At 48.5% G+C, this 18,194-nt stretch carries 16 protein-coding genes; 8 read left to right on the top strand and 8 right to left on the bottom strand.

Annotation, left to right across the window (positions count from 1 at the left end; all coding sequences use genetic code 11):
- Nucleotides 1-7 precede the first annotated feature (7 nt).
- From nqrC to ACWIP2_RS11960, 4 genes are all read right to left on the bottom strand, one after another.
- The gene (gene nqrC, locus ACWIP2_RS11975; RefSeq protein WP_448520170.1) at nucleotides 8-733 is read right to left on the bottom strand and encodes an NADH:ubiquinone reductase (Na(+)-transporting) subunit C; all 726 of its coding nucleotides are present in this window, start codon (nucleotides 731-733) and stop codon (nucleotides 8-10) included.
- Complete coding sequence (locus ACWIP2_RS11970) at nucleotides 720-1,934, bottom strand: NADH:ubiquinone reductase (Na(+)-transporting) subunit B (protein ID WP_448520169.1); 1,215 nt, start codon at nucleotides 1,932-1,934, stop codon at nucleotides 720-722. Before ACWIP2_RS11970 ends, nqrC begins: the two co-directional genes overlap by 14 nt.
- Nucleotides 1,935-1,955: 21 nt before the next feature.
- The gene (locus ACWIP2_RS11965; RefSeq protein ID WP_448520168.1) at nucleotides 1,956-3,329 is read right to left on the bottom strand and encodes a Na(+)-translocating NADH-quinone reductase subunit A; all 1,374 of its coding nucleotides are present in this window, start codon (nucleotides 3,327-3,329) and stop codon (nucleotides 1,956-1,958) included.
- Nucleotides 3,330-3,410: 81 nt separating this feature from the next.
- The gene (locus tag ACWIP2_RS11960) at nucleotides 3,411-5,126 is read right to left on the bottom strand and encodes a PHP domain-containing protein (RefSeq protein WP_448520167.1); all 1,716 of its coding nucleotides are present in this window, start codon (nucleotides 5,124-5,126) and stop codon (nucleotides 3,411-3,413) included.
- 50 nt (nucleotides 5,127-5,176) lie between these two features.
- Here ACWIP2_RS11960 and ACWIP2_RS11955 point away from each other — a divergent pair, with 50 nt between their 5' ends.
- Entirely contained in the window at nucleotides 5,177-6,193 is a 1,017-nt protein-coding gene (locus tag ACWIP2_RS11955) for a FecCD family ABC transporter permease (RefSeq protein WP_448520166.1), read from the top strand.
- A gap of 182 nt (nucleotides 6,194-6,375) precedes the next feature.
- On the opposite strand, the gene guaB is transcribed toward ACWIP2_RS11955, so the two are convergent.
- Together guaB and ACWIP2_RS11945 are read right to left on the bottom strand one after the other, a co-directional pair.
- A complete protein-coding gene (gene guaB / locus ACWIP2_RS11950) occupies nucleotides 6,376-7,848 on the bottom strand; it encodes an IMP dehydrogenase (protein ID WP_448520165.1) in 1,473 nt (490 codons plus the stop codon).
- A gap of 135 nt (nucleotides 7,849-7,983) precedes the next feature.
- Nucleotides 7,984-10,725 carry a TonB-dependent receptor gene (locus ACWIP2_RS11945; RefSeq protein ID WP_448520164.1) on the bottom strand — a complete coding sequence of 914 codons (2,742 nt, stop codon included), beginning with the start codon at nucleotides 10,723-10,725 and terminating at the stop codon, nucleotides 7,984-7,986.
- Between the two features lie 94 nt (nucleotides 10,726-10,819).
- Here ACWIP2_RS11945 and ACWIP2_RS11940 point away from each other — a divergent pair, with 94 nt between their 5' ends.
- The 3 genes from ACWIP2_RS11940 to ACWIP2_RS11930 all read left to right on the top strand — a co-directional run bounded on the left by ACWIP2_RS11940 (nucleotide 10,820) and on the right by ACWIP2_RS11930 (nucleotide 13,120).
- Nucleotides 10,820-11,692 (top strand): MBL fold metallo-hydrolase, encoded by an 873-nt coding sequence (locus tag ACWIP2_RS11940; protein ID WP_448520163.1) that lies wholly within the window; start codon nucleotides 10,820-10,822, stop codon nucleotides 11,690-11,692.
- A gap of 104 nt (nucleotides 11,693-11,796) precedes the next feature.
- A complete protein-coding gene (locus ACWIP2_RS11935; protein ID WP_448520162.1) occupies nucleotides 11,797-12,801 on the top strand; it encodes a 3-oxoacyl-ACP synthase III family protein in 1,005 nt (334 codons plus the stop codon).
- 13 nt (nucleotides 12,802-12,814) lie between these two features.
- The gene (locus tag ACWIP2_RS11930; protein ID WP_448520161.1) at nucleotides 12,815-13,120 is read left to right on the top strand and encodes a DUF4286 family protein; all 306 of its coding nucleotides are present in this window, start codon (nucleotides 12,815-12,817) and stop codon (nucleotides 13,118-13,120) included.
- Here the strand turns inward: ACWIP2_RS11930 and ACWIP2_RS11925 are convergent.
- Nucleotides 13,117-13,665, bottom strand: coding sequence for an N-acetyltransferase family protein (locus tag ACWIP2_RS11925; protein WP_448520160.1), 549 nt, complete (start codon nucleotides 13,663-13,665; stop codon nucleotides 13,117-13,119). The genes ACWIP2_RS11930 and ACWIP2_RS11925 overlap by 4 nt on opposite strands.
- Before the next feature lie 92 nt (nucleotides 13,666-13,757).
- Here ACWIP2_RS11925 and ACWIP2_RS11920 point away from each other — a divergent pair, with 92 nt between their 5' ends.
- The 4 genes from ACWIP2_RS11920 (at nucleotide 13,758) to ACWIP2_RS11905 (ending at nucleotide 16,932) form a co-directional block, all read left to right on the top strand.
- Nucleotides 13,758-14,618 carry a hypothetical protein gene (locus ACWIP2_RS11920; protein WP_448520159.1) on the top strand — a complete coding sequence of 287 codons (861 nt, stop codon included), beginning with the start codon at nucleotides 13,758-13,760 and terminating at the stop codon, nucleotides 14,616-14,618.
- Nucleotides 14,619-14,771: 153 nt separating this feature from the next.
- Nucleotides 14,772-15,509 (top strand): fatty acid desaturase, encoded by a 738-nt coding sequence (locus ACWIP2_RS11915; protein WP_448520158.1) that lies wholly within the window; start codon nucleotides 14,772-14,774, stop codon nucleotides 15,507-15,509.
- The gene (locus tag ACWIP2_RS11910) at nucleotides 15,506-15,796 is read left to right on the top strand and encodes a TIGR03643 family protein (RefSeq protein WP_448520157.1); all 291 of its coding nucleotides are present in this window, start codon (nucleotides 15,506-15,508) and stop codon (nucleotides 15,794-15,796) included. The genes ACWIP2_RS11915 and ACWIP2_RS11910 overlap by 4 nt, the downstream gene beginning before the upstream one ends.
- On the top strand, nucleotides 15,793-16,932 hold the full coding sequence (locus tag ACWIP2_RS11905; protein WP_448520156.1) for a site-2 protease family protein: 1,140 nt from the start codon (nucleotides 15,793-15,795) through the stop codon (nucleotides 16,930-16,932). The genes ACWIP2_RS11910 and ACWIP2_RS11905 overlap by 4 nt, the downstream gene beginning before the upstream one ends.
- Nucleotides 16,933-17,140: 208 nt before the next feature.
- Here ACWIP2_RS11905 and hemH read toward each other — a convergent pair whose 3' ends face one another.
- On the bottom strand, nucleotides 17,141-18,169 hold the full coding sequence (gene hemH, locus ACWIP2_RS11900) for a ferrochelatase (protein WP_448520155.1): 1,029 nt from the start codon (nucleotides 18,167-18,169) through the stop codon (nucleotides 17,141-17,143).
- Nucleotides 18,170-18,194 lie beyond the last annotated feature (25 nt).

Here is an 18,194-nt window from a genome sequence, read left to right as displayed (position 1 = left end):
CAGATTACTAGTTAAAACTTAATTTATTATTGCGCTTTGATTGGATAAAGTTTCCATAACCCGAAAGATAGTCCAATAGCATATCGTTCACCCCTTTAGCTGTAATGGTTGCACCCGACATACCGTCTACCTGATGAGGATTGTTGCTGTAGTCAAGTCCTTCGCCTTTTTGCATTGCAACAGCTACGATCTTATCACCGTCGAAAATTTTCTTTCCAACATAGCGACTTTGAATATCGTTGTTAGCGATTCGTGCGCCTAATCCCGGGGTTTCTGCCTTGTGTTCAAAACGCACACCTTTGATGGTGTTCATGTCTTGCTCTAAGGCTACAAAGCCCCAGATATCATCCCATAGACCAAAACCATATACCGGAAATACGTAAAATTGGACTTTATCTCCGCCTTCTTCCACGATTTCATATACAGGATACAGCCGTTCAGTAGGTTTTTTCTTGCGCTCTTCTCTCACAACGACGCTTGAAACAGGTACGTCTTTTTTAATCTCTCCCTCGTAATCAACTACGTAAGCACGTACCCTACTGTCGTAGATTGCATTGATATCGTCTGTCTTTTTGAGTGTCATTACAGAACTAAGAATGTTCTTTTTCTGCTCCAGTGCAATATTTGCTTGCTGACGAGGCTTAAGCCCTGTCGCTGTTACAGCTAATAACAAGCCGCAAAGGATGGTGAGGACTGCCGTATAGGCAAGTACATAAAAATTAGACTGTTGCACGGCTCAATCTCCTATTTTTGTTTGCTTGAACTACGTAATAATCAATCAGTGGGGCAAATACGTTCATCAACAGTACTGCCAGCATAATACCCTCAGGATAAGCAGGGTTGAACACGCGAATAATAACTGTAAAGAAGCCAATAAGGAAACCATAGATCCACTTGCCTGTTTCGGTGTGTGAAGCTGAAACCGGGTCGGTAGCCATAAATACAGCACCAAAAGCCAATCCACCAATAACAAGGTGATAATGTGCGGGAAGATCCATGTAAGCATTTACTGCCACTGCATTTACCAACAGACCTGTCAGGTATGCACCTGCAAATACGCTTACAATGATTTTCCAACTGCCTACGCCTGTCGCAATCAGGATTGCAGCACCAATAAGGCACATCAGCGTAGATGTTTCACCGATAGATCCGGGAATTGCACCAATAAATAGGTTGTCAAATGAAAACAGACCGGGCGCCCATGAAACACCACTGAGCGCAGCTACAGCAGCACCAGGCGTAAAACCACTGCCTGCAGATTTGGACGCTTCAGCGATCAGTGCTAATGCGGTTTCGCCGGAATATCCGTCCACAGTTGCGACACCATCGCCTATGTAAGTCCATACAGAACCTGAAATATCTGTTGGATAGGCAAAGTATAGGAATGCACGAGCCGTCATTGCCACGTTCAGAATATTCATACCTGTACCGCCAAATACTTCTTTGGCGACCAATACGGCGAAGATAGTCGCTACAGCAACCTGCCACAGAGGGATAGTAATAGGCATTACCAAAGGAATGAGCATACCTGTTACCAGAAAACCTTCGTTGATCGGATGTTTGCGGAAAATAGCAAAAACAACTTCTACCAAACCACCTGCCGAGTAGGCAACAATTATGATAGGCAGGGTATGTTGCAGCCCGAAGAGCATTTTGGTCATAAAGTCAACCTCTTGACCTATTGCCAGATAGTGTTGATGACCTGCATTCCACATACCGAAGAATAAACATGGCAGCATTGCTACTACCACTGTAATCATCATGCGCTTCAGATCTATAGCATCACGCACCTGCGCACCGCGCGAAGGTGTAGTAGAAGGAGGTGTAAACATGAATGTTTCGGCAGCTTCAAAAACATAGTAGAAGCGCTCGAACTTGCCACCCTTTTCGAAGAGGGGACGTTGTTTTTCCAATAATTGATGTAAGAAATTCATAACGTTAGCTGGATTTACTCATTAGGATTCGCGCATCATATTGATGCCTTGTCGAATAATTTGCTGGATAGGCTGCTTAGATACATCTATAAACTCGCAGAGTGCGAAATCTTCCTCGGCTACCTCGTATATACCAAGTGCTTCCATGCTATCATAGTCATTTGCCAGAATAGCTTTTACAAGATGCATCGGGAGAATATCCATCGGAACGACCTGCTCGAAAGTACCTGTAGCTACGAAAGCTCGCTCTTCGCCGTTGGTGCTTGTATCCAATACATACTCTTTGTTGCTGCCATTCAGGAAAGAAAGCAAACCTAAAGCACGGTGGAAACTCAAACGCTTGGCAATCGGGGCCAGCCAGCCATCGGTCAGGAAGAAACGAGGTGTATCACCTTCAGGGATAACGGTCAGCATGTGGTCGTAGTAGCCCATATGACCGTTTGCCTGTATTTTCTGCCCTACCAGCACGTTGCCGCTGATGTAGCGCACGTGATCGCTCTTCAGATTGTTGGCGACCAATTTGTTGATATTAGCACCCAGAATGGTCTTGTAGTATTGGGGTTGCTTTACTTCAGAACCTACAAGCGCAATAATTTTTGAAGCATCATAGCGACCCTCCATAAACAACTTGCCGATCTGAATTACACCGTAAGGATTTAGCGTCCAAACTACGTCGCCTTTGTTAATAGGGGCTACATGATGGATTTGCACACCCACGTTGCCTGCGGGATGCGGACCAATGAACTTGTGGAATTTTACATTTTTGGCAGAGGTAAACACTTTGGAAACCTCTGCACCCGCATTCAGACCAATGTGGATGTCGCACTTGCCGACTTTGCGGAGTACTTCAATGCCTGCTTCGAAGTACTGTTCCTGACCTTTGAATAAAAATTCATAGTCAGGTGCTAACGGGCTTGTATCGAACGTTGAAATGAAAATATTTTTAGGTGCAACTTCCGGATTAGCAACGATTGCATAAGGGCGCTGAATGATCTGTGGCCATACACCGCTGCTAATCATGTGCTTAATTGCGTCCTCGGCACTGATATTCGCTATATCTGATACAGTGAACCGGCGGTACTCTACATATTCTATTATTTTATCACAGAGGATAACAATTTCTATAGGTTTTCGTTTTTCCCCGCGTTTAACAGCTACAACCTCACCACTTACGGGTGCTGCATAGATGACAGTTTCCATCGCCTTGTCGAAAAATAGAGGCGAACCGGCTTTTACTACATCCCCTTCCTTAACAAGGATTTTCGGACGGTACAATCCCGGAAAATCATCAAATTTAATGGCTACTGTTTCGGGATTATGTTCAGCAAGTTGGGTAGCCGCCTTACCTGCTAAGTTGATGTTGAACCCTTTCTTGAGTTTGATAACCTCTGACATCGTAAAGTAAGTTCTTTTTTTGGCATGCAAATGTACTAAAGAGACATTATCAAAACTAACGAATATAAGAGTATGTTTGCTTTACGTAGATTTTTTGTGTGCCGCTTTTTTACCTGATAACCAAGCCTCTACCTCTGTCAGGGAAAACGCATTGAGAATATGTCGGCTCTCTGCCCCTCCTTTGCGAGCGATTGGCAGTCCGTAGCGCATGTCGTAGAGTCCGTCGGTTTCGTGTGCGTCGGGGTTGATGCTCAACAAACAGCCTGCCTCTATGGCGCGGTGAACCCAGCGCCAGTCTAAATCGAGCCGCCACGGATTGGCATTGATTTCAATGACTACTCGATGCGCTGCACAGGCGGCAATAATCTCTTCGTAATCAATCGGATAACCTTCGCGCCGCAGCAGCAAGCGCCCTGTCGGATGCCCTAAGATAGTCGTGTAAGGATTTTCTATGGCACTCAGCAAACGGCGCGTAGCCTTGACTTTGTCCATTTTCAAACCTGCATGTACAGAGGCGACAACATAGTCAAAAGTTGCCAGTATCTCGTCGGGGTAGTCTAAACTGCCGTCTGCCAGAATGTCGGCTTCGATGCCTTTCAGAATTTTAAAAGGTGCTAACTGTGCATTGAGCCGATCAATTTCTTCGTGCTGTCGCTGCACGCGCTCTGTACTTAGCCCGTTGGCATAGTAAGCCGAAACCGAATGGTCGGCAATACCGAAATACTCGAAGCCCATCGCACGGGTAGCTTCTGCCATTTGAAGCAAGGTGTGTTTCCCGTCTGAATAGGTTGAATGGTTGTGTAGGATGCCTTTCAGATCCTGCCACTCGACCAGTTTGGGAAGTTGATTAGCTTTTGCCAGTGCTATTTCAAACGTGCCTTCGCGTAGTTCGGGCGGTACGAAAGGCAGCCCCAAAGATTCGTAGACAGCAGCCTCGTCCTTAAAGTTACTTTGCTTCTTGAGCAGTTCAGGAATTCCCAGTCCATTTAAGTGAGCAGGCGCTGCACTGTTTTTGAGTACTTGTGCAGCAAAGGCTTCAGGTCTTACCCATCTGACTTCGGCAGCAATCAGCCGCGCCTCTGCCGATTCGTTGAGCAGCCAACCGCGCCATGCAAAAGGCGAACAGTTGGGCAAATCGGTTTCAATAGATTGATTGTCAGTAGTAAACTGCTCGAATGCGGCAGTAAAATCTGTGCTTGCCGCCGTAATTTGCAGGCAAGTGATTACTTCGAGGCAGCGAGCAATTTCGCCTGTAATCGCAACTTCTACAGGTTTGACTTTTTCCTGTACGATTTGCAACAAACGAGCTGCCATTGGTTCGGCATCAGCGTAGCGCCACTTTTCAGCATTGGCTTCCATAAATTGGATTTGTTCTGCAATAGCCGCCTGTGTTTTCTGCCCGAAGCCTTTTAGTTCGGCAACTTTGCCGGAACGGCAGGCTTCCGCCAGTTCATGGAGGCTCGTAATGCCAAGTTCCTGCCAAAGTACGCGCACCTTCTTAGCCCCAATGCCTTTGATGTTGAGCATTTCGACTACACCTTCAGGTGTTTGCGACTTGAGTTGTTCTAACTCGTCAAAAGATCCGCTTTCAAGAATTGCCAGCGCTTTTTGCGCCATATTATCGGTAAGTCCTGCAGCTATCAACTGCGTTTTATCTATTTCACTATCAGCTATTTCTGCTTTTTCTAAAGCAAGAACGGCATTTGTGTAATTGCGGATTTTGAACGGATTGGCTTCGTGCAGCTCCATTAGTGCAGCAGCGAGCCGGAAGCCTTTGATCACAGCTTTCTTTGACATAATGCGAAGATAGTATATGAAGCCTGTTTCATCGCTTTAACTTTGCATTTATGCGCTCACATCTTTGGATTGCACCTGTTTTTATGCTACTCTTGCTGCTTTGTATAGCTAATGTGGCTGTGGGTAGTCTTTACATTCCCTTGCAGGAAGTAATCGGCATTCTGCTGCATACCATACCCGACTCTGATAACCAGCTCATTATCTGGGAGTTTCGCGTACCTAAAATGCTAACTGCTGTGCTGGCAGGAGCAGCGCTTTCAATCAGCGGGCTGCAAATGCAAACACTTTTTCGCAATCCACTGGCAGGTCCCTATGTGCTGGGCGTCAGTTCTGGGGCAAGTCTGGGTGTTGCTCTTGTTGTAATGGGCAGCGCTTATTTAGGAATTGCTCGATGGCTTAGCAACAGTTGGGGCAGTTGGCTACTCATTGGTGCGGCAGTTGCAGGTGCGGCGCTGTCGCTGCTGTTGATGATGCAGATAGCGGCGCGTATGCCCCCGGGACAGAGTGCAGCCCTACTTATCGCCGGTCTAATGCTTGGCAGCACGGTAAGCGCTATTGTAAGTTTGCTCGAGTATTTCAGCTCGTCGGAAGAGTTGCAGCGCTACGTGATATGGGGTTTCGGCAGCCTGACGACTGTAGATTGGCCCAAAATGCAGGTGCTAGCCCCTTTCATCCTATCTGCGCTCTTGCTTTCAATGCTGTATTTTAAACCTTTGGACGTGCTGCATCTTGGCGAGCAATATGCACAGACTTCGGGCATAGATGTCCGCAAGGTACGCCGCCGATTGGTTATTCTGACAGGGTTACTGGCAGGCGGAATCACCGCATTCTGCGGGCCTATCGGCTTCATAGGATTGGCTGTACCACAAATGACGCGGTTGCTCGCACGAACGTCGCGCAACAGTAGTCTGCTGCCGCTTAGTGCAATGCTTGGCGCGTGTGTGTTGCTGCTCTGCGATATGCTGTGCTACCTCCCCCCACGCGGACAGGTGCTTCCTATTAATGCTGTTACCTCGCTCATAGGTGCGCCTGTAGTGATCTGGTTGGTGCTGCGGCGCTGGCGGTAGGCAGGCTATCAATTGCTTGCTATGAAAGCTAAAAAACATGAGTCATCCGGAATTTTTGGAATGCTGATTACACTGATTTCCACAGATTTCATGAGATTTTTTGGATTAGAAAGCCAATCAAAAAATCCGTGTTCTATCGAAATTTTTGGGATGACTCATACCTATCCGCGTGCTAAGCGCAACTATCGGCTGTAATTAGGCGCTTCGCGGGTAACGATTACATCGTGCGGATGGCTTTCGCGCATACCTGCTGCCGTAATTTTGACAAACTTAGCTTTTTGTAAGGCTTCGATATTGGCAGCTCCGCAATAGCCCATACCGGCGCGCAAACCACCTACCAACTGATAAATTACTTCTTCTACTCTGCCCTTGTACGGTACGCGCCCTACGATACCTTCGGGAACGAGCTTTTTGATGTCGTCTTCTACGTCCTGAAAATAGCGATCTTTCGAGCCTTCTTCCATTGCTTCGAGCGAACCCATACCGCGATAGGATTTGAATTTTCTGCCTTCCAGCAAAATTACTTCGCCGGGCGCTTCCTCTGTTCCTGCGAGCAATGAACCGACCATAACGCTGTCTGCGCCGCCTGCAAGGGCTTTGACAATATCGCCCGAGAAGCGGATTCCGCCGTCTGCGATCACAGGAACGCCCGAACCCTTCAGCACACGGGCAGCCTCTACTACGGCGGTCAATTGGGGCATGCCTACACCTGCGATGATACGCGTCGTGCAAATACTACCCGGGCCTATGCCTACTTTTACCGCATCAGCACCTGCGTCTGCCAGCGCTTTTGCACCTTCGGCAGTAGCTACATTGCCAACAATCACATCTAAATCAGGGAATTGCTTTTTCACTGTTTTCAGCGTCTCAATTACGCCGCGTGAGTGTCCATGCGCCGTGTCAATAGCAACTACATCTACTCCTGCATGTTTGAGTGCTTGCACCCGATCCATGATGTCGGGCGTAACACCGACAGCAGCACCTACGCGCAAGCGACCTAAGGAATCTTTGCAGGCATCGGGATTGTCTTTGCGCTTCAGAATGTCTTTGTATGTAATCAGCCCGATCAGTTTGTTGTTATCATCTACGATCGGGAGCTTTTCGATGCGGTACTGTTGCAAAATTTCCTCTGCCTGATTCATATCAATACCTACCGGAGCCGTAATCAGGTTTTCTTTGGTCATTACCTCGCCTACGGTAACAGAGAGGTCTTTGCGGAAACGCAAATCGCGATTGGTAATGATGCCAACCAGTATGCCTTCAGCATTGACCACAGGGATACCGCCGATTTTCATTTCGCGCATCATGCGGGTTGCTTCCAGCAGGCTCATGTGTGGCTGCAAGGTAATCGGATCTACGATCATGCCGCTTTCCGAACGCTTTACCTTGCGCACCTGCTCGGCCTGCTTGTGAATGCTCATGTTTTTGTGGATGAATGCAATGCCGCCTTCCTGCGCCATAGCAATCGCCATATCAGCTTCTGAAACCGTGTCCATAGCAGCAGCTACAATCGGAATGCTCAGGCGGATATTGCGCGTCAGTTGCGAGGAGGTATCTGTGTCGCGGGGAAGTACTTCAGAATAAGCTGGAAGCAACAATACGTCGTCGTAAGTGAGCGCTTCCATTACAAAAGGAGATTCAAAAGAGGAGGCCATGCAGCAAATAATTAGGTGTTCTTATTTGCCACGCAAAGGTAAACGCCAAATATGGATAAACCTGTGTAAGTCAAATAAAAATCCTGACAGGTATCAGAAACCTGTCAGGATTACTGCATCTGCGATCGGGCAGTATTAGAAATTAGCGCTCAGGCTGAAGTAGTAGTAACCACCGTTGAAACCGAACTGCGTAGCATTACGGCTGTAAATAAAACGGTTGAATGAAGTGTTATCCAGCGCTGTGGTGCGGGTTGGCGTAGGCCACTGGTTCGCCTGCAATGGATCGGGATATACATCCAGCAAATTGTTTGCACCGATAACCAAACCAATATTTTTGGTAATGCGATAGCTTACGCTCAGATCGGTAACTACTTTGGGCGAGAATGATTCGTCCAGCGCAGGGTTAGCGGGGTCTTTAACAGCCACTTCGCCAAAGCGTGTGAGGCGCAGGTTGGTGCCCCAGCTACCGATTTTGTAATTCAGCCCAAGCGTGTACTTGCTGCGTGGCTGGGCCACCTCGATGCGAGAGCGCTCCAAGCGGTTAAACAATACGTTGCCAAACTGATCGGGAGGCAGCGTTTCAGAAACACGCGGTTCGCCTTGCACCTCTGTGCGGTTCATGTTACCTGCCAGCGTAAAGTTAAGCGTACCGCTACCGATTGCTTGGCTGCCGCTCAATACTATGTCAATGCCTTGTGTGCGTGTATCAATAGCATTAGTAAAGAACACTGCAGCGTTTACCTCCCGCTGTCCGGCATTGTCCAGGATACGCGAAATCAGCTGTCCTGTAGGCGAGGTACCGCGCTGGAACTGACCCGTCAATACGATGCGATCTTGGATGTCAATTTGGTAGGCATCTATCGTCAGGCTGATATTGTCTGTAATTTGCGAAGTAATGCCTAAACTCAGGTTGACGGATGTTTCGGCTTTCAATTTAGGGATACCAAAAGCATTGGCTACAGGGCTGCCATTGCGGAAAGTACCCTGCTGGCGTGGCTGTAAACCTTCACCCGGCACGGCAATAAATACTGTAGAAATAGCGCTGAATGCACTTTGGTGTACGGAAGGCGCACGGAAGCCATTGGAAACAGCGCCGCGCAGCGAGAATGCATCGGCAAATTTGTAGCGGGCGCTCAACTTACCAGCAATGTTGCTGCCAAAGTCGCTGTAGTTTTCAAAACGTCCGGCAACGTTTACAAGCAGTTTTTCACTCAAATCAGACTCCAAATCTAAATAAGCCCCTACCACATTACGGCTCTGGTCAACTTCGTTAGCAGGTTGGAAACCGGGGAATACCTGCGCACCACCCGCGCGACCTGAAGCAGGATCGAAGTTGCGCCATGAGGCTTCCTCACCCGCTTGGATCGAGTACTGGTCAATGCGGAAATTGACACCACCTGCGACGTTAAATGTTTTCAGTCCCAGTTGCTTGCCAAAATCTTTGGATATGCCAAAGTCTGTTGTATTCTGATTAAAGCCCAGTGTACCGGCGTAAAACTCGGTTTGCGCGCGCGCGCCAAGCGCAAATTGTGAAGCATTGTTTGAGTTTTTCACATCAAAGCGGAATGAATTGCCCCCATAAACATTAGACAGATCCCAGCGCCAGCCGTTGCCAAATTCGCCGCTCACACCTGCCAGAAAAGATCTGTCCCAAATGGTAGAGTGAATTTGTGGTAAAAAACCATTAGGATACAGGTCTAAGTTCACCTGTGAAGTCTGGAAGGGATAGCGATAGAAGCCCGCCGCCTGTCCGCGACGATAATTGAGCATACCTGTAAAATAAAAGTTGGTTTTCTTGCCAATGCGCAAGTCTCCGTTGACCATACCGCCAAAGTTATCCACTTTGGAGTTGCCGATCTGCATATTTTTGGCGCGGCTGAAACCACGTTGTGCAATCAGTGCCTCGTCTTGCTCAAACAGCTGCTGGCGGCGCGCAATGTCTGTGCCGGTGTTCCAGTTGATATAAACAGGGCCTTTGTAGTCGCCGGCTCGGTTAGTTGGTTCGCGGAAGCGGAAATCACCCGCAAAACTGATCGTTCCTTTGTCTCCGACTTTAATGCCGTGATAGATACCCAGCATGAGGTTGCGTCCGTCGCCTTCGTAGTGCCGTCCCCAATGTACATTAGCAGAAGTACCTGCTTCTTTTTTCATTACTACGTTGATCACACCTGCAATTGCGTCAGAGCCGTATTGCGAAGCGGCACCGTCGCGCAGCACCTCGATGCGCTCAATAGCAGCAGCGGGAATCGCGTTCAGGTCAGTGCCTACCGAACCGCGACCTACCGTGCCGTTTACGTTGGTCAACGCCTGATTGTGGCGACGTTTGCCATTGACAAGCACCAGCACTTGGTCGGGTCCTAAACCCCGAAGCGTAGCGGGGTCTATATGGTCGGTACCGTCGGCAACCGTCTGACGGGCAGAGTTGAACGAAGGCGCGACGAAGTTAATCATTTGCGTAGGCTCAATTTGACCGGTCAGTTGCAAATCTTTCATGGTGATAATGTCTACAGGAACAGGAGTCTGTACGCTGGTACGAACTGCCGCCGAACGCGAACCAAGCACCACCACATCGGAAAGGCTAACTATATCCTCCTCCATCTTGACATCCAGCGTGATAGGCTCTGCGCCTATGGTAACCGTCTGTTCCTGCGTTTTGTAGCCGATAAATGAAAAGCGGATTTTGTAGTTGCCTTGTTTGAGCTGCAAACCAAAATTACCTTCCGCGTTGGTAATCGTACCCTGCGAGCCGCCTGCAACGGCAACCGATACACCCGGCAGTGGATTGCCCTCAGCGTCAGTAACTTTGCCTTTGAAATTTTGTGCCATTGCCGATGCAACAATCAGGCACGTGAAAAGAAAGGAATAGAGTTTTTTCATAAATTAAATAGGTTGAGTTTAATTCGCCTAAAATTAAGCGATTCTACTCATAAGTTCATTTCCGTGTAATAAAATATCACAAAACTTGAAAATTATGCAGCTACATACCATCCACACAGGATTTTTCAAATTAGATGGCGGGGCTATGTTTGGCGTTGTCCCCAAAACCATTTGGCAAAACCTCAACCCGCCTGATGCTAACAATATGTGCAGCTGGGCGATGCGTTGCCTGTTGGTAGAAACAGGCAATCGCCTGATTTTGATAGATAACGGCATTGGCAATAAGCAAAGCGAAAAGTTTTTTAGTCATTATTATTTGCACGGCGAGGAATCTCTGCAAGGTTCGTTGAACAAAGCCGGTTTAAATTTCAACGATATTACCGACGTTTTCCTTACTCACCTGCATTTTGACCACTGCGGGGGCGGAGTGGTGCGCACATCCGAAGGAAAGTTACAGCCTACTTTTCCCCATGCCGCCTACTGGACAAACCAAGCGCACTGGCAATGGGCGACGCAACCCAACGCGCGCGAAAAGGCAAGTTTCCTGCCCGAAAACCTGCTGCCCATGCAGGAAAGCGGACAACTCAACATGCTTGCGCTGCAACCAAAAACAGCTGATAATCCATTGGCGATTACGTCTTTCGCAGAGGGTATCGAAATTATTGCGGTAGATGGACACACTGAAAAGCAAATGCTGCCGCTGATTCACTACAAAGGTCGCAAAGTGTTGTTTTGCGGCGACTTATTCCCCTCGGCAGGGCATATTCCGCTGCCATATGTGATGGCTTACGATGTGCGCCCGCTGCTTACCCTCCATGAAAAAGAACAGATACTCGAACGCGCCGTAACCGAGGGCTGGATACTGTTTTTCGAACATGACCCTACCCATGAATGTTGTACCTTGCAAAGAACCGACAAAGGCATCCGACCGAAAGAGTTCTTCCGACTAAGCGATTTAAGCGCTTGAAAACTAAGTTTTTATTTATTTTTGCCCATGAAAATGAAGGCATTCTGATTTGTATCGGGGCGCTTTGAATAAATGAAATGAAATTTTTAACCGCACATTGCTGAATGAAAAGTTCTAAAATTGCAGGCATGGGTTTCTACGTGCCTGAAAAAATTGTTACTAACAAAGACCTCGCCGCTTTTGTAAACACTACCGATGAGTGGATTGTAGAACGAACCGGCGTTCATCAGCGTCATTATTTTGACCCCGAAAAAGGCGAAACCAACTTTGGATTTGCTGCAAAAGCCTCTGAAATAGCCTTACAACGCGCCGGACTGACCCCACAGGATATTGACCTGATTGTATATGCTACGCTCAGCCCCGACTATTACTTCCCCGGCTCGGGCGTGCTGTTGCAACGCGCTATGGACTTCCGCAACATCGCTGCCATTGACCTGCGCGCGCAGTGTTCGGGTTTTATCTATGCCCTTTCGGTAGGCGATCAGTTCATCAAAACAGGCATGTACAAGCATGTGCTTGTAGTAGGTTCGGAAATACATTCCAGCGGCTTGGACTACTCCGACCATGGCCGCCATGTAGCCGTTATTTTTGGCGATGGTGCCGGAGCTGCCGTACTTTCTGCAACCGACGAACCAGGCAAAGGCATCCTTTCCACTCACCTGCACAGCGAAGGCAAATATGCAGAAGAACTGGCGGTTATTTATCCAAAGTCCAGCGCCAAAAATCGCAATCCACTGGAAGAGTTGAAACCCGGCGGCGGTTTCTATCCTGTCATGAACGGACAGCATGTGTTCAAACATGCCGTAACCCGCATGCCGGAAGTCGTTATGGAAGCGCTTGAAGCCAACGGCTATCAACCCAAAGATATTGACCTTCTAGTGCCTCATCAAGCCAATGTGCGCATCACGCAAGCCGTCCAACAACGACTGGGGCTACCCGATGAAAAAGTGGTGAGCAATATCCACAACTACGGCAATACAACGGCTGCCTCCATCCCTATCGCACTTTGCGAAGCATGGGAAGCAGGCCGTATCAAAGACGGTGATTTGGTATGCCTCTGCTCTTTTGGCAGCGGGTTCACTTGGGCATCGGCGTTGATTCGCTGGTAAATAAAAACTTCTGATGATTGCATATAACGTCACTGTCAGCGTAGATGAAAGCATCCGCGAAGAATGGCTTCTGTGGATGAAGCAAAAACACATCCCCGATGTATTGGCAACGGGGATGTTCCAGAGTGCGAAGATGTTTCGCCTGCTTACCAATGTCGAGGACGACAGCGGACACAACTACACCATTCAGTACATTTGCGAGAGTATGGAGCGCTTCGAAGAGTACGAAGCAAAATACGCTCCTGCCCTCCGCAAAGACACAGAAGACAAATTTGGCGGCAAGTTCTATGTCTTCCGCTCGCTGATGGAGGAAGTTTAGCCGATTAGCCGCCATGCAACCACCGCCCAGCGTTCGTCGTGGTCGTAGCTATGGATAATCTTATAGCCAATCCGCTGGTGCGCCCGCATCGAGCGCTGATTGCGATAGGAAACTTCTGTAACCACCAAATCGTAGCGCCCTTTGAGCTGGTCGCGCATGGCAAAATATAGCTTGTCAAAAAGTCCTGCACCGCGATGCGACTCGGCAATGCAGATTTGCCCCATTAGGCAGTAGCGCCAGTCGGTGAGGGGCTTTCCCTCATAGCTCAGTTTTGCTATGATATCGGCAGTAGATTGTAGAAAGGCAGAAGTTGCAGCCACATCCAAAGGCATAGGTAAACAATAACCAACAACTTTTTCATCATCATACGCCACTACGGGCGGCTCGGCGGCATACAGCCTTTGCAGAAAAGGGATGTCGTATCGAGCAACTACAAAGCCCTGTGCCTGCTGTGCGGCTTGGCTGATGTTTTCGCGCAGATTGGCGCGTTGCAGGTCTATAATCTGCTGTAAGTCCTGCGGCAGCACATTGGTAATGCGAATCATGGATGCCTGTTTTTTTGCAAATCTAATCGGAACATCCACTATTCCAACTGCCCTTTGGTTACATTTGCACAACATTTGCGCTCGTTGATACCATGAAAAAATTAGTGCTGCTTTTGTTTGCGGCAGGCACGCTGGCTGCCTGTCAAAGTAATGTTGCCCCCGAAGGCACACCTACGGAAATTACTTTTGACAGCCTTATTTTCCACCCTGATATTACGCGGCGCAATACCTCCCGCGAGCGCATAATTCGCCCAAAAATCAGCCCTGAAGATGCAGTCGGGCGTTTTGAAAGCGACATCGCAGGTTTGGACATCAACGAAACCGACGGGAGTATCAACATAGACCGCAGCGAGGCTGGCATCCGCTATACGGTGCGCTTTGTACCCAACGACCCGAATTTATTGCCCGATACGGTCGGACTTATCATCGCCGGCGTTGATTATTTGGACAGCGTGTATGTGCTGTCACGTAACCGCTTCCGCGCCTTCCCGATTGTAAATGCGGACAGAAACTCGCGCAATAACAGAGGTATAGCAGGTTTGCCGGGCAGCATGAGCGGACGTTTTACGGGTGCTTTTGGCTTCACCTCTACCCTGCCTCCGCTGCTCAGCGATTCGCTGGGCGTTATTGACCTGAACCGCGCCAAAGAAATTATCTTGCAGCGTCGCCGTACCACGCCTACTTTCACTAATCCGTTGAACCTGAACATTCGCTACACCCTGCGCGACAGTGTAAAAAACGCTGCTCCCGATACGCTCGGAGGCGGCAAAACGCCTTTTGCAGTTGTGCAAAGCACGGTTAGCGTGCAGATTTATCACTACCAGTTCCGCACCGATATACCTGCTTTTGTAGCAGATGCGCTGCGCGAACGCCGCGCTTTCCCACGCGGACGCACTGAAAACACGCCTCGAACCGAGCGCCCCGTCATCCTTGTCGTGGTGGATCGAGATTAGTGTATGCGGATTTTATATCAAAATGAATTCAATTTGATTGAATGTTTTTACTATACAAACACAGGCAAGCACATAAGAAAGCCACACCAACACAAGCAGCCTGCAACAATTAGCAGCCACATTAGTTAAAGTTAAAACCCCATTCAGAAATTCATGTCAAACGAAGCAGTAGCCGGTTACGCTGCCCAAACCTCATTCCGACAACAGGTAAAGTCGGGCAAGGGCGTATGGATTGCCACACTTATCATCGGTTTGTGGGCTTTGGTAATGAGCTATGCCGTTGGTTTTTATCGGCTTGATTTCACCTCGCCGATGACTTACGTCTTGTTTTTGTTGCTGACGCACCTTTATACAGGACTGTTCATTACGGCGCATGATGCTATGCACGGCGTTGTTTCTGTCAATAGAAAGCTCAACGAATGGATCGGACGCATTTGCTGCCTTCTGTTTTCGTTCAATTTTTACGACAATCTGAACCGTAAGCACCACATGCACCACCGCTTTGTAGCGACAGAAAAAGACCCTGATTATCACGGCGGCAATTTTTTCATCTGGTATTTTAATTTTGCCAAACAATATGTCAATGTATGGCAAATCTTATTGATGGCTGTAACGTACAACCTGCTGAAATTGGCGCTGCCGATGGAAAATCTGATTGTATTCTGGATGCTGCCCGCCGTATTTTCCACCTTGCAACTGTTCTATTTTGGCACTTATTTACCACACAAAGGCGAACATGCGCCTGACAACATTCATAAATCGCGTAGCCAAAAGATGAACCATTGGTGGGCGTTTATCAGCTGCTACTTTTTTGGATACCATTATGAACATCATAACCGTCCGGGAACGCCTTGGTGGTTGTTGCACAAAGAAAAAGAACTGAGTCAATGAGCATTGCCAAACAATACCAACTCTCAGAAGAAGACGTAAGCCGCATCATAGAAATGGCATGGGAAGACCGCACTCCTTTTGATGCGATTCTTTCACAGTTTGGGCTGCCCGAAAAAGAAGTTATCAAGCTCATGCGGCAGGAAATGAAACTTTCCTCGTGGAAAATGTGGCGTGAACGCGTGCAGGGCAGAGCCACTAAACACGCCGCCAAAAGCCCTGATACAGAGTTTCGCCACCGTTGCAGCCGTCAGCGGGCAATTTCATTCAACAAAATAAGCAAGCGATGAAATTACCGCCCAAAGTGCGCCGCTATACGGTTCATATTTCCTTATTTATTGCAACGCTCATCTGCACCACACTGGCTGGCGCGGAGTGGATGTTTGGCAATTCGTTCCTGTATTCTACCAAGCCGATGGGTTGGGAGCATTTCTGGCAAGGGTTTACGTTTTCATTGCCTTTCTTAGGCATCCTGACCGTGCATGAGTTTGGACACTATTTCACCGCCAAAAAATACCGCCTGCGGGTGAGTTTGCCCTATTATCTGCCGATGTGGCTGGGCTTTCTGGGGCTGCCGACCTCCATTGGTACGCTGGGGGCGTTTATTCGTATCCGCAGTCGTATCCGTAGTACGCAAGCGTTTTTTGACGTAGGCATTGCCGGGCCGCTGGCGGGATTTGTGGTGGCTGTGGGCGTGCTTTGGTATGGCTTTGCTACGCTGCCGCCGATAGATTACATTTTCACGATTCACCCCGAATACCGTCAGTTTGGCGTGCGGTTCTATGAGCAGGCTTACCAAAATCTGCCGTCTGGCAGCAACGTCGTTTTGGGCAGCAATTTACTGTTTGAGTTTTTCAAAACTTATGTTGCCGACCCAGAACGTTTGCCGCCGCCACAGGAAATGATGCACTATCCTTGGCTGTTGGCGGGCTATTTGGCGCTGTTCTTTACGGCGCTCAACCTGATTCCCATTGGGCAATTAGACGGCGGGCATATCCTCTACGGCTTAATCGGCGGCAAGGCGCACCGCCCCGTGTCGCTGGGGCTTTTCTGGGTGTTTATTTTCTATGCAGGGCTGGGATTGATTACGCCTAATGATACGCCCGAAGAGCTATCTATGTACTTGCCGATATATCTGCTGTATCTGTACTGGGTGTTTGGAAAAACTTCTGATGATAAAATGACCGTACTACTGCTGGCTGCCAGCGTATTTGGGGCGCAGTTCGCAACAGCGTTTTTCTTTCCAACCGTTACAGGCTATCAGGGATGGTTAGTTTTTGGCTTTCTGCTGGGGCGCGTGTTGGGCATTTACCACCCGCAAGCGCAAGACGAAGCCCCGCTTAGCGCAGGCAGAAAAATTCTTGGCTGGATAGCTTTAATTGTGTTTATCCTTTGCTTTTCGCCGCAGCCGTTTATGGTAGAATAAAGTATTTTGGCACGCAGATTTAGGCGGCACAGGGGCAATGATTCTTTTGCAGGCTTTGCAAAAAATCAGAGGCTGTCCAAAAAGTAACACAGACTTTGGTCTGTGATTTATTGATCGCTTGACAATCAAATAGCTACAGATACATCTGTGCTACATTCATCCTTTTTAGACAGCCTCATTCTTACGTGTAAAACGCTGTGGCTTTTAACTACGCATTGGCAAGCACCATATCCTTCAGGGCTTGTACCCAGCGCGGATGATTGTTCAGACTTTCGACCATTTGCCAATGTTCGCCGCCTTTTTCCTCGAAGAGTTCTTTGTACTCCTCGCCAATTTCGATAGTGGTTTCGAGGCAATCTGCTACGAAAGAAGGTGAGAAAGCAAGGATATTTTTCTTGCCTTCAGCTACCAGTTTCTCGATCGTATCGTCGGTATAGGGCTTGATCCATGGATCGGTTCCGAGTCTTGACTGGAACGCAGTCGTGTACTGATCTTCACTCAACCCAAGTTCTTTGGCGAGCAAGCGCGAAGTTTGAAAACACTGGGCGCGGTAGCACAGGCGATTGCCATGGTGGTAGGTAGCACAGCAGTTGGCATCAGTAATGCAGCACTTGTTAGGGTCTGCCTTGCGCAACTGGCGCTCCGGCAGCCCATGGTAAGAAAAAATGACATGATCAAACTTGTGTTCTTCCATGTATTTGCGCCCCAGCTCGGCATAAACCGAAATCATCGTAGGATTATCAGCGTAGCTGTCTATCATCGTAATGTGTGGAATTTGTTCCCATCGGCGGAGGCAGCGCATCACCTCGTCGTGTACCGAGCCTGTTGTCGCAGAGGCATACTGTGGGAACAAAGGCAGTACGATAATCCGACGAATTTGCTCTATGCGCAGTTTTTCCAACTCGCTTTCGATGCTGGGGTTTTGGTAGCGCATCGCCAGACGGACGGTGTAGTCCTCGCCGAGTTCTTCTTGCAACATCTGCTGCACATCCCGCCCATAGAATAGCAGCGGCGAACCGCGTTCTGTCCACAGTTCTCTATAAACCTTAGCTGATTTGGGTGCGCGGAAAGGCGCAATAATCAGGTTGACCAACAAAAAGCGCCCCAATGCACCAATATCCACCACGCGACGGTCGGAGAGAAACTCGCGCAGGTACTTGCGTACATCGGCAGAGGCAGGAGAATCAGGAGTACCCAGATTGACTAATAAAACTGCTGTATGTGGTTTGTGCGGCATGTTTTCACAGTGGTTAAATTAGTAG

It is taken from the genome of Rhodoflexus sp., assembly GCF_053489755.1.
Note: the sequence above shows the minus strand (reverse complement) of the source record. Positions and strands in the feature narration are given on the sequence as shown.

What these genes read in the sequence shown, in the direction of transcription:
- ACWIP2_RS11970 (WP_448520169.1), bottom strand. Translation starts at nt 1,934, where the DNA reads ATGAATTTCTTACATCAATTATTGGAAAAACAACGTCCCCTCTTCGAA.
- ACWIP2_RS11965 (WP_448520168.1), bottom strand. Translation starts at nt 3,329, where the DNA reads ATGTCAGAGGTTATCAAACTCAAGAAAGGGTTCAACATCAACTTAGCA.
- ACWIP2_RS11960 (WP_448520167.1), bottom strand. Translation starts at nt 5,126, where the DNA reads ATGTCAAAGAAAGCTGTGATCAAAGGCTTCCGGCTCGCTGCTGCACTA.
- ACWIP2_RS11955 (WP_448520166.1), top strand. Translation starts at nt 5,177, where the DNA reads ATGCGCTCACATCTTTGGATTGCACCTGTTTTTATGCTACTCTTGCTG.
- guaB (WP_448520165.1), bottom strand. Translation starts at nt 7,848, where the DNA reads ATGGCCTCCTCTTTTGAATCTCCTTTTGTAATGGAAGCGCTCACTTAC.
- ACWIP2_RS11945 (WP_448520164.1), bottom strand. Translation starts at nt 10,725, where the DNA reads ATGAAAAAACTCTATTCCTTTCTTTTCACGTGCCTGATTGTTGCATCG.
- ACWIP2_RS11940 (WP_448520163.1), top strand. Translation starts at nt 10,820, where the DNA reads ATGCAGCTACATACCATCCACACAGGATTTTTCAAATTAGATGGCGGG.
- ACWIP2_RS11935 (WP_448520162.1), top strand. Translation starts at nt 11,797, where the DNA reads ATGAAAAGTTCTAAAATTGCAGGCATGGGTTTCTACGTGCCTGAAAAA.
- ACWIP2_RS11930 (WP_448520161.1), top strand. Translation starts at nt 12,815, where the DNA reads ATGATTGCATATAACGTCACTGTCAGCGTAGATGAAAGCATCCGCGAA.
- ACWIP2_RS11925 (WP_448520160.1), bottom strand. Translation starts at nt 13,665, where the DNA reads ATGATTCGCATTACCAATGTGCTGCCGCAGGACTTACAGCAGATTATA.
- ACWIP2_RS11920 (WP_448520159.1), top strand. Translation starts at nt 13,758, where the DNA reads ATGAAAAAATTAGTGCTGCTTTTGTTTGCGGCAGGCACGCTGGCTGCC.
- ACWIP2_RS11915 (WP_448520158.1), top strand. Translation starts at nt 14,772, where the DNA reads ATGTCAAACGAAGCAGTAGCCGGTTACGCTGCCCAAACCTCATTCCGA.
- ACWIP2_RS11910 (WP_448520157.1), top strand. Translation starts at nt 15,506, where the DNA reads ATGAGCATTGCCAAACAATACCAACTCTCAGAAGAAGACGTAAGCCGC.
- ACWIP2_RS11905 (WP_448520156.1), top strand. Translation starts at nt 15,793, where the DNA reads ATGAAATTACCGCCCAAAGTGCGCCGCTATACGGTTCATATTTCCTTA.
- hemH (WP_448520155.1), bottom strand. Translation starts at nt 18,169, where the DNA reads ATGCCGCACAAACCACATACAGCAGTTTTATTAGTCAATCTGGGTACT.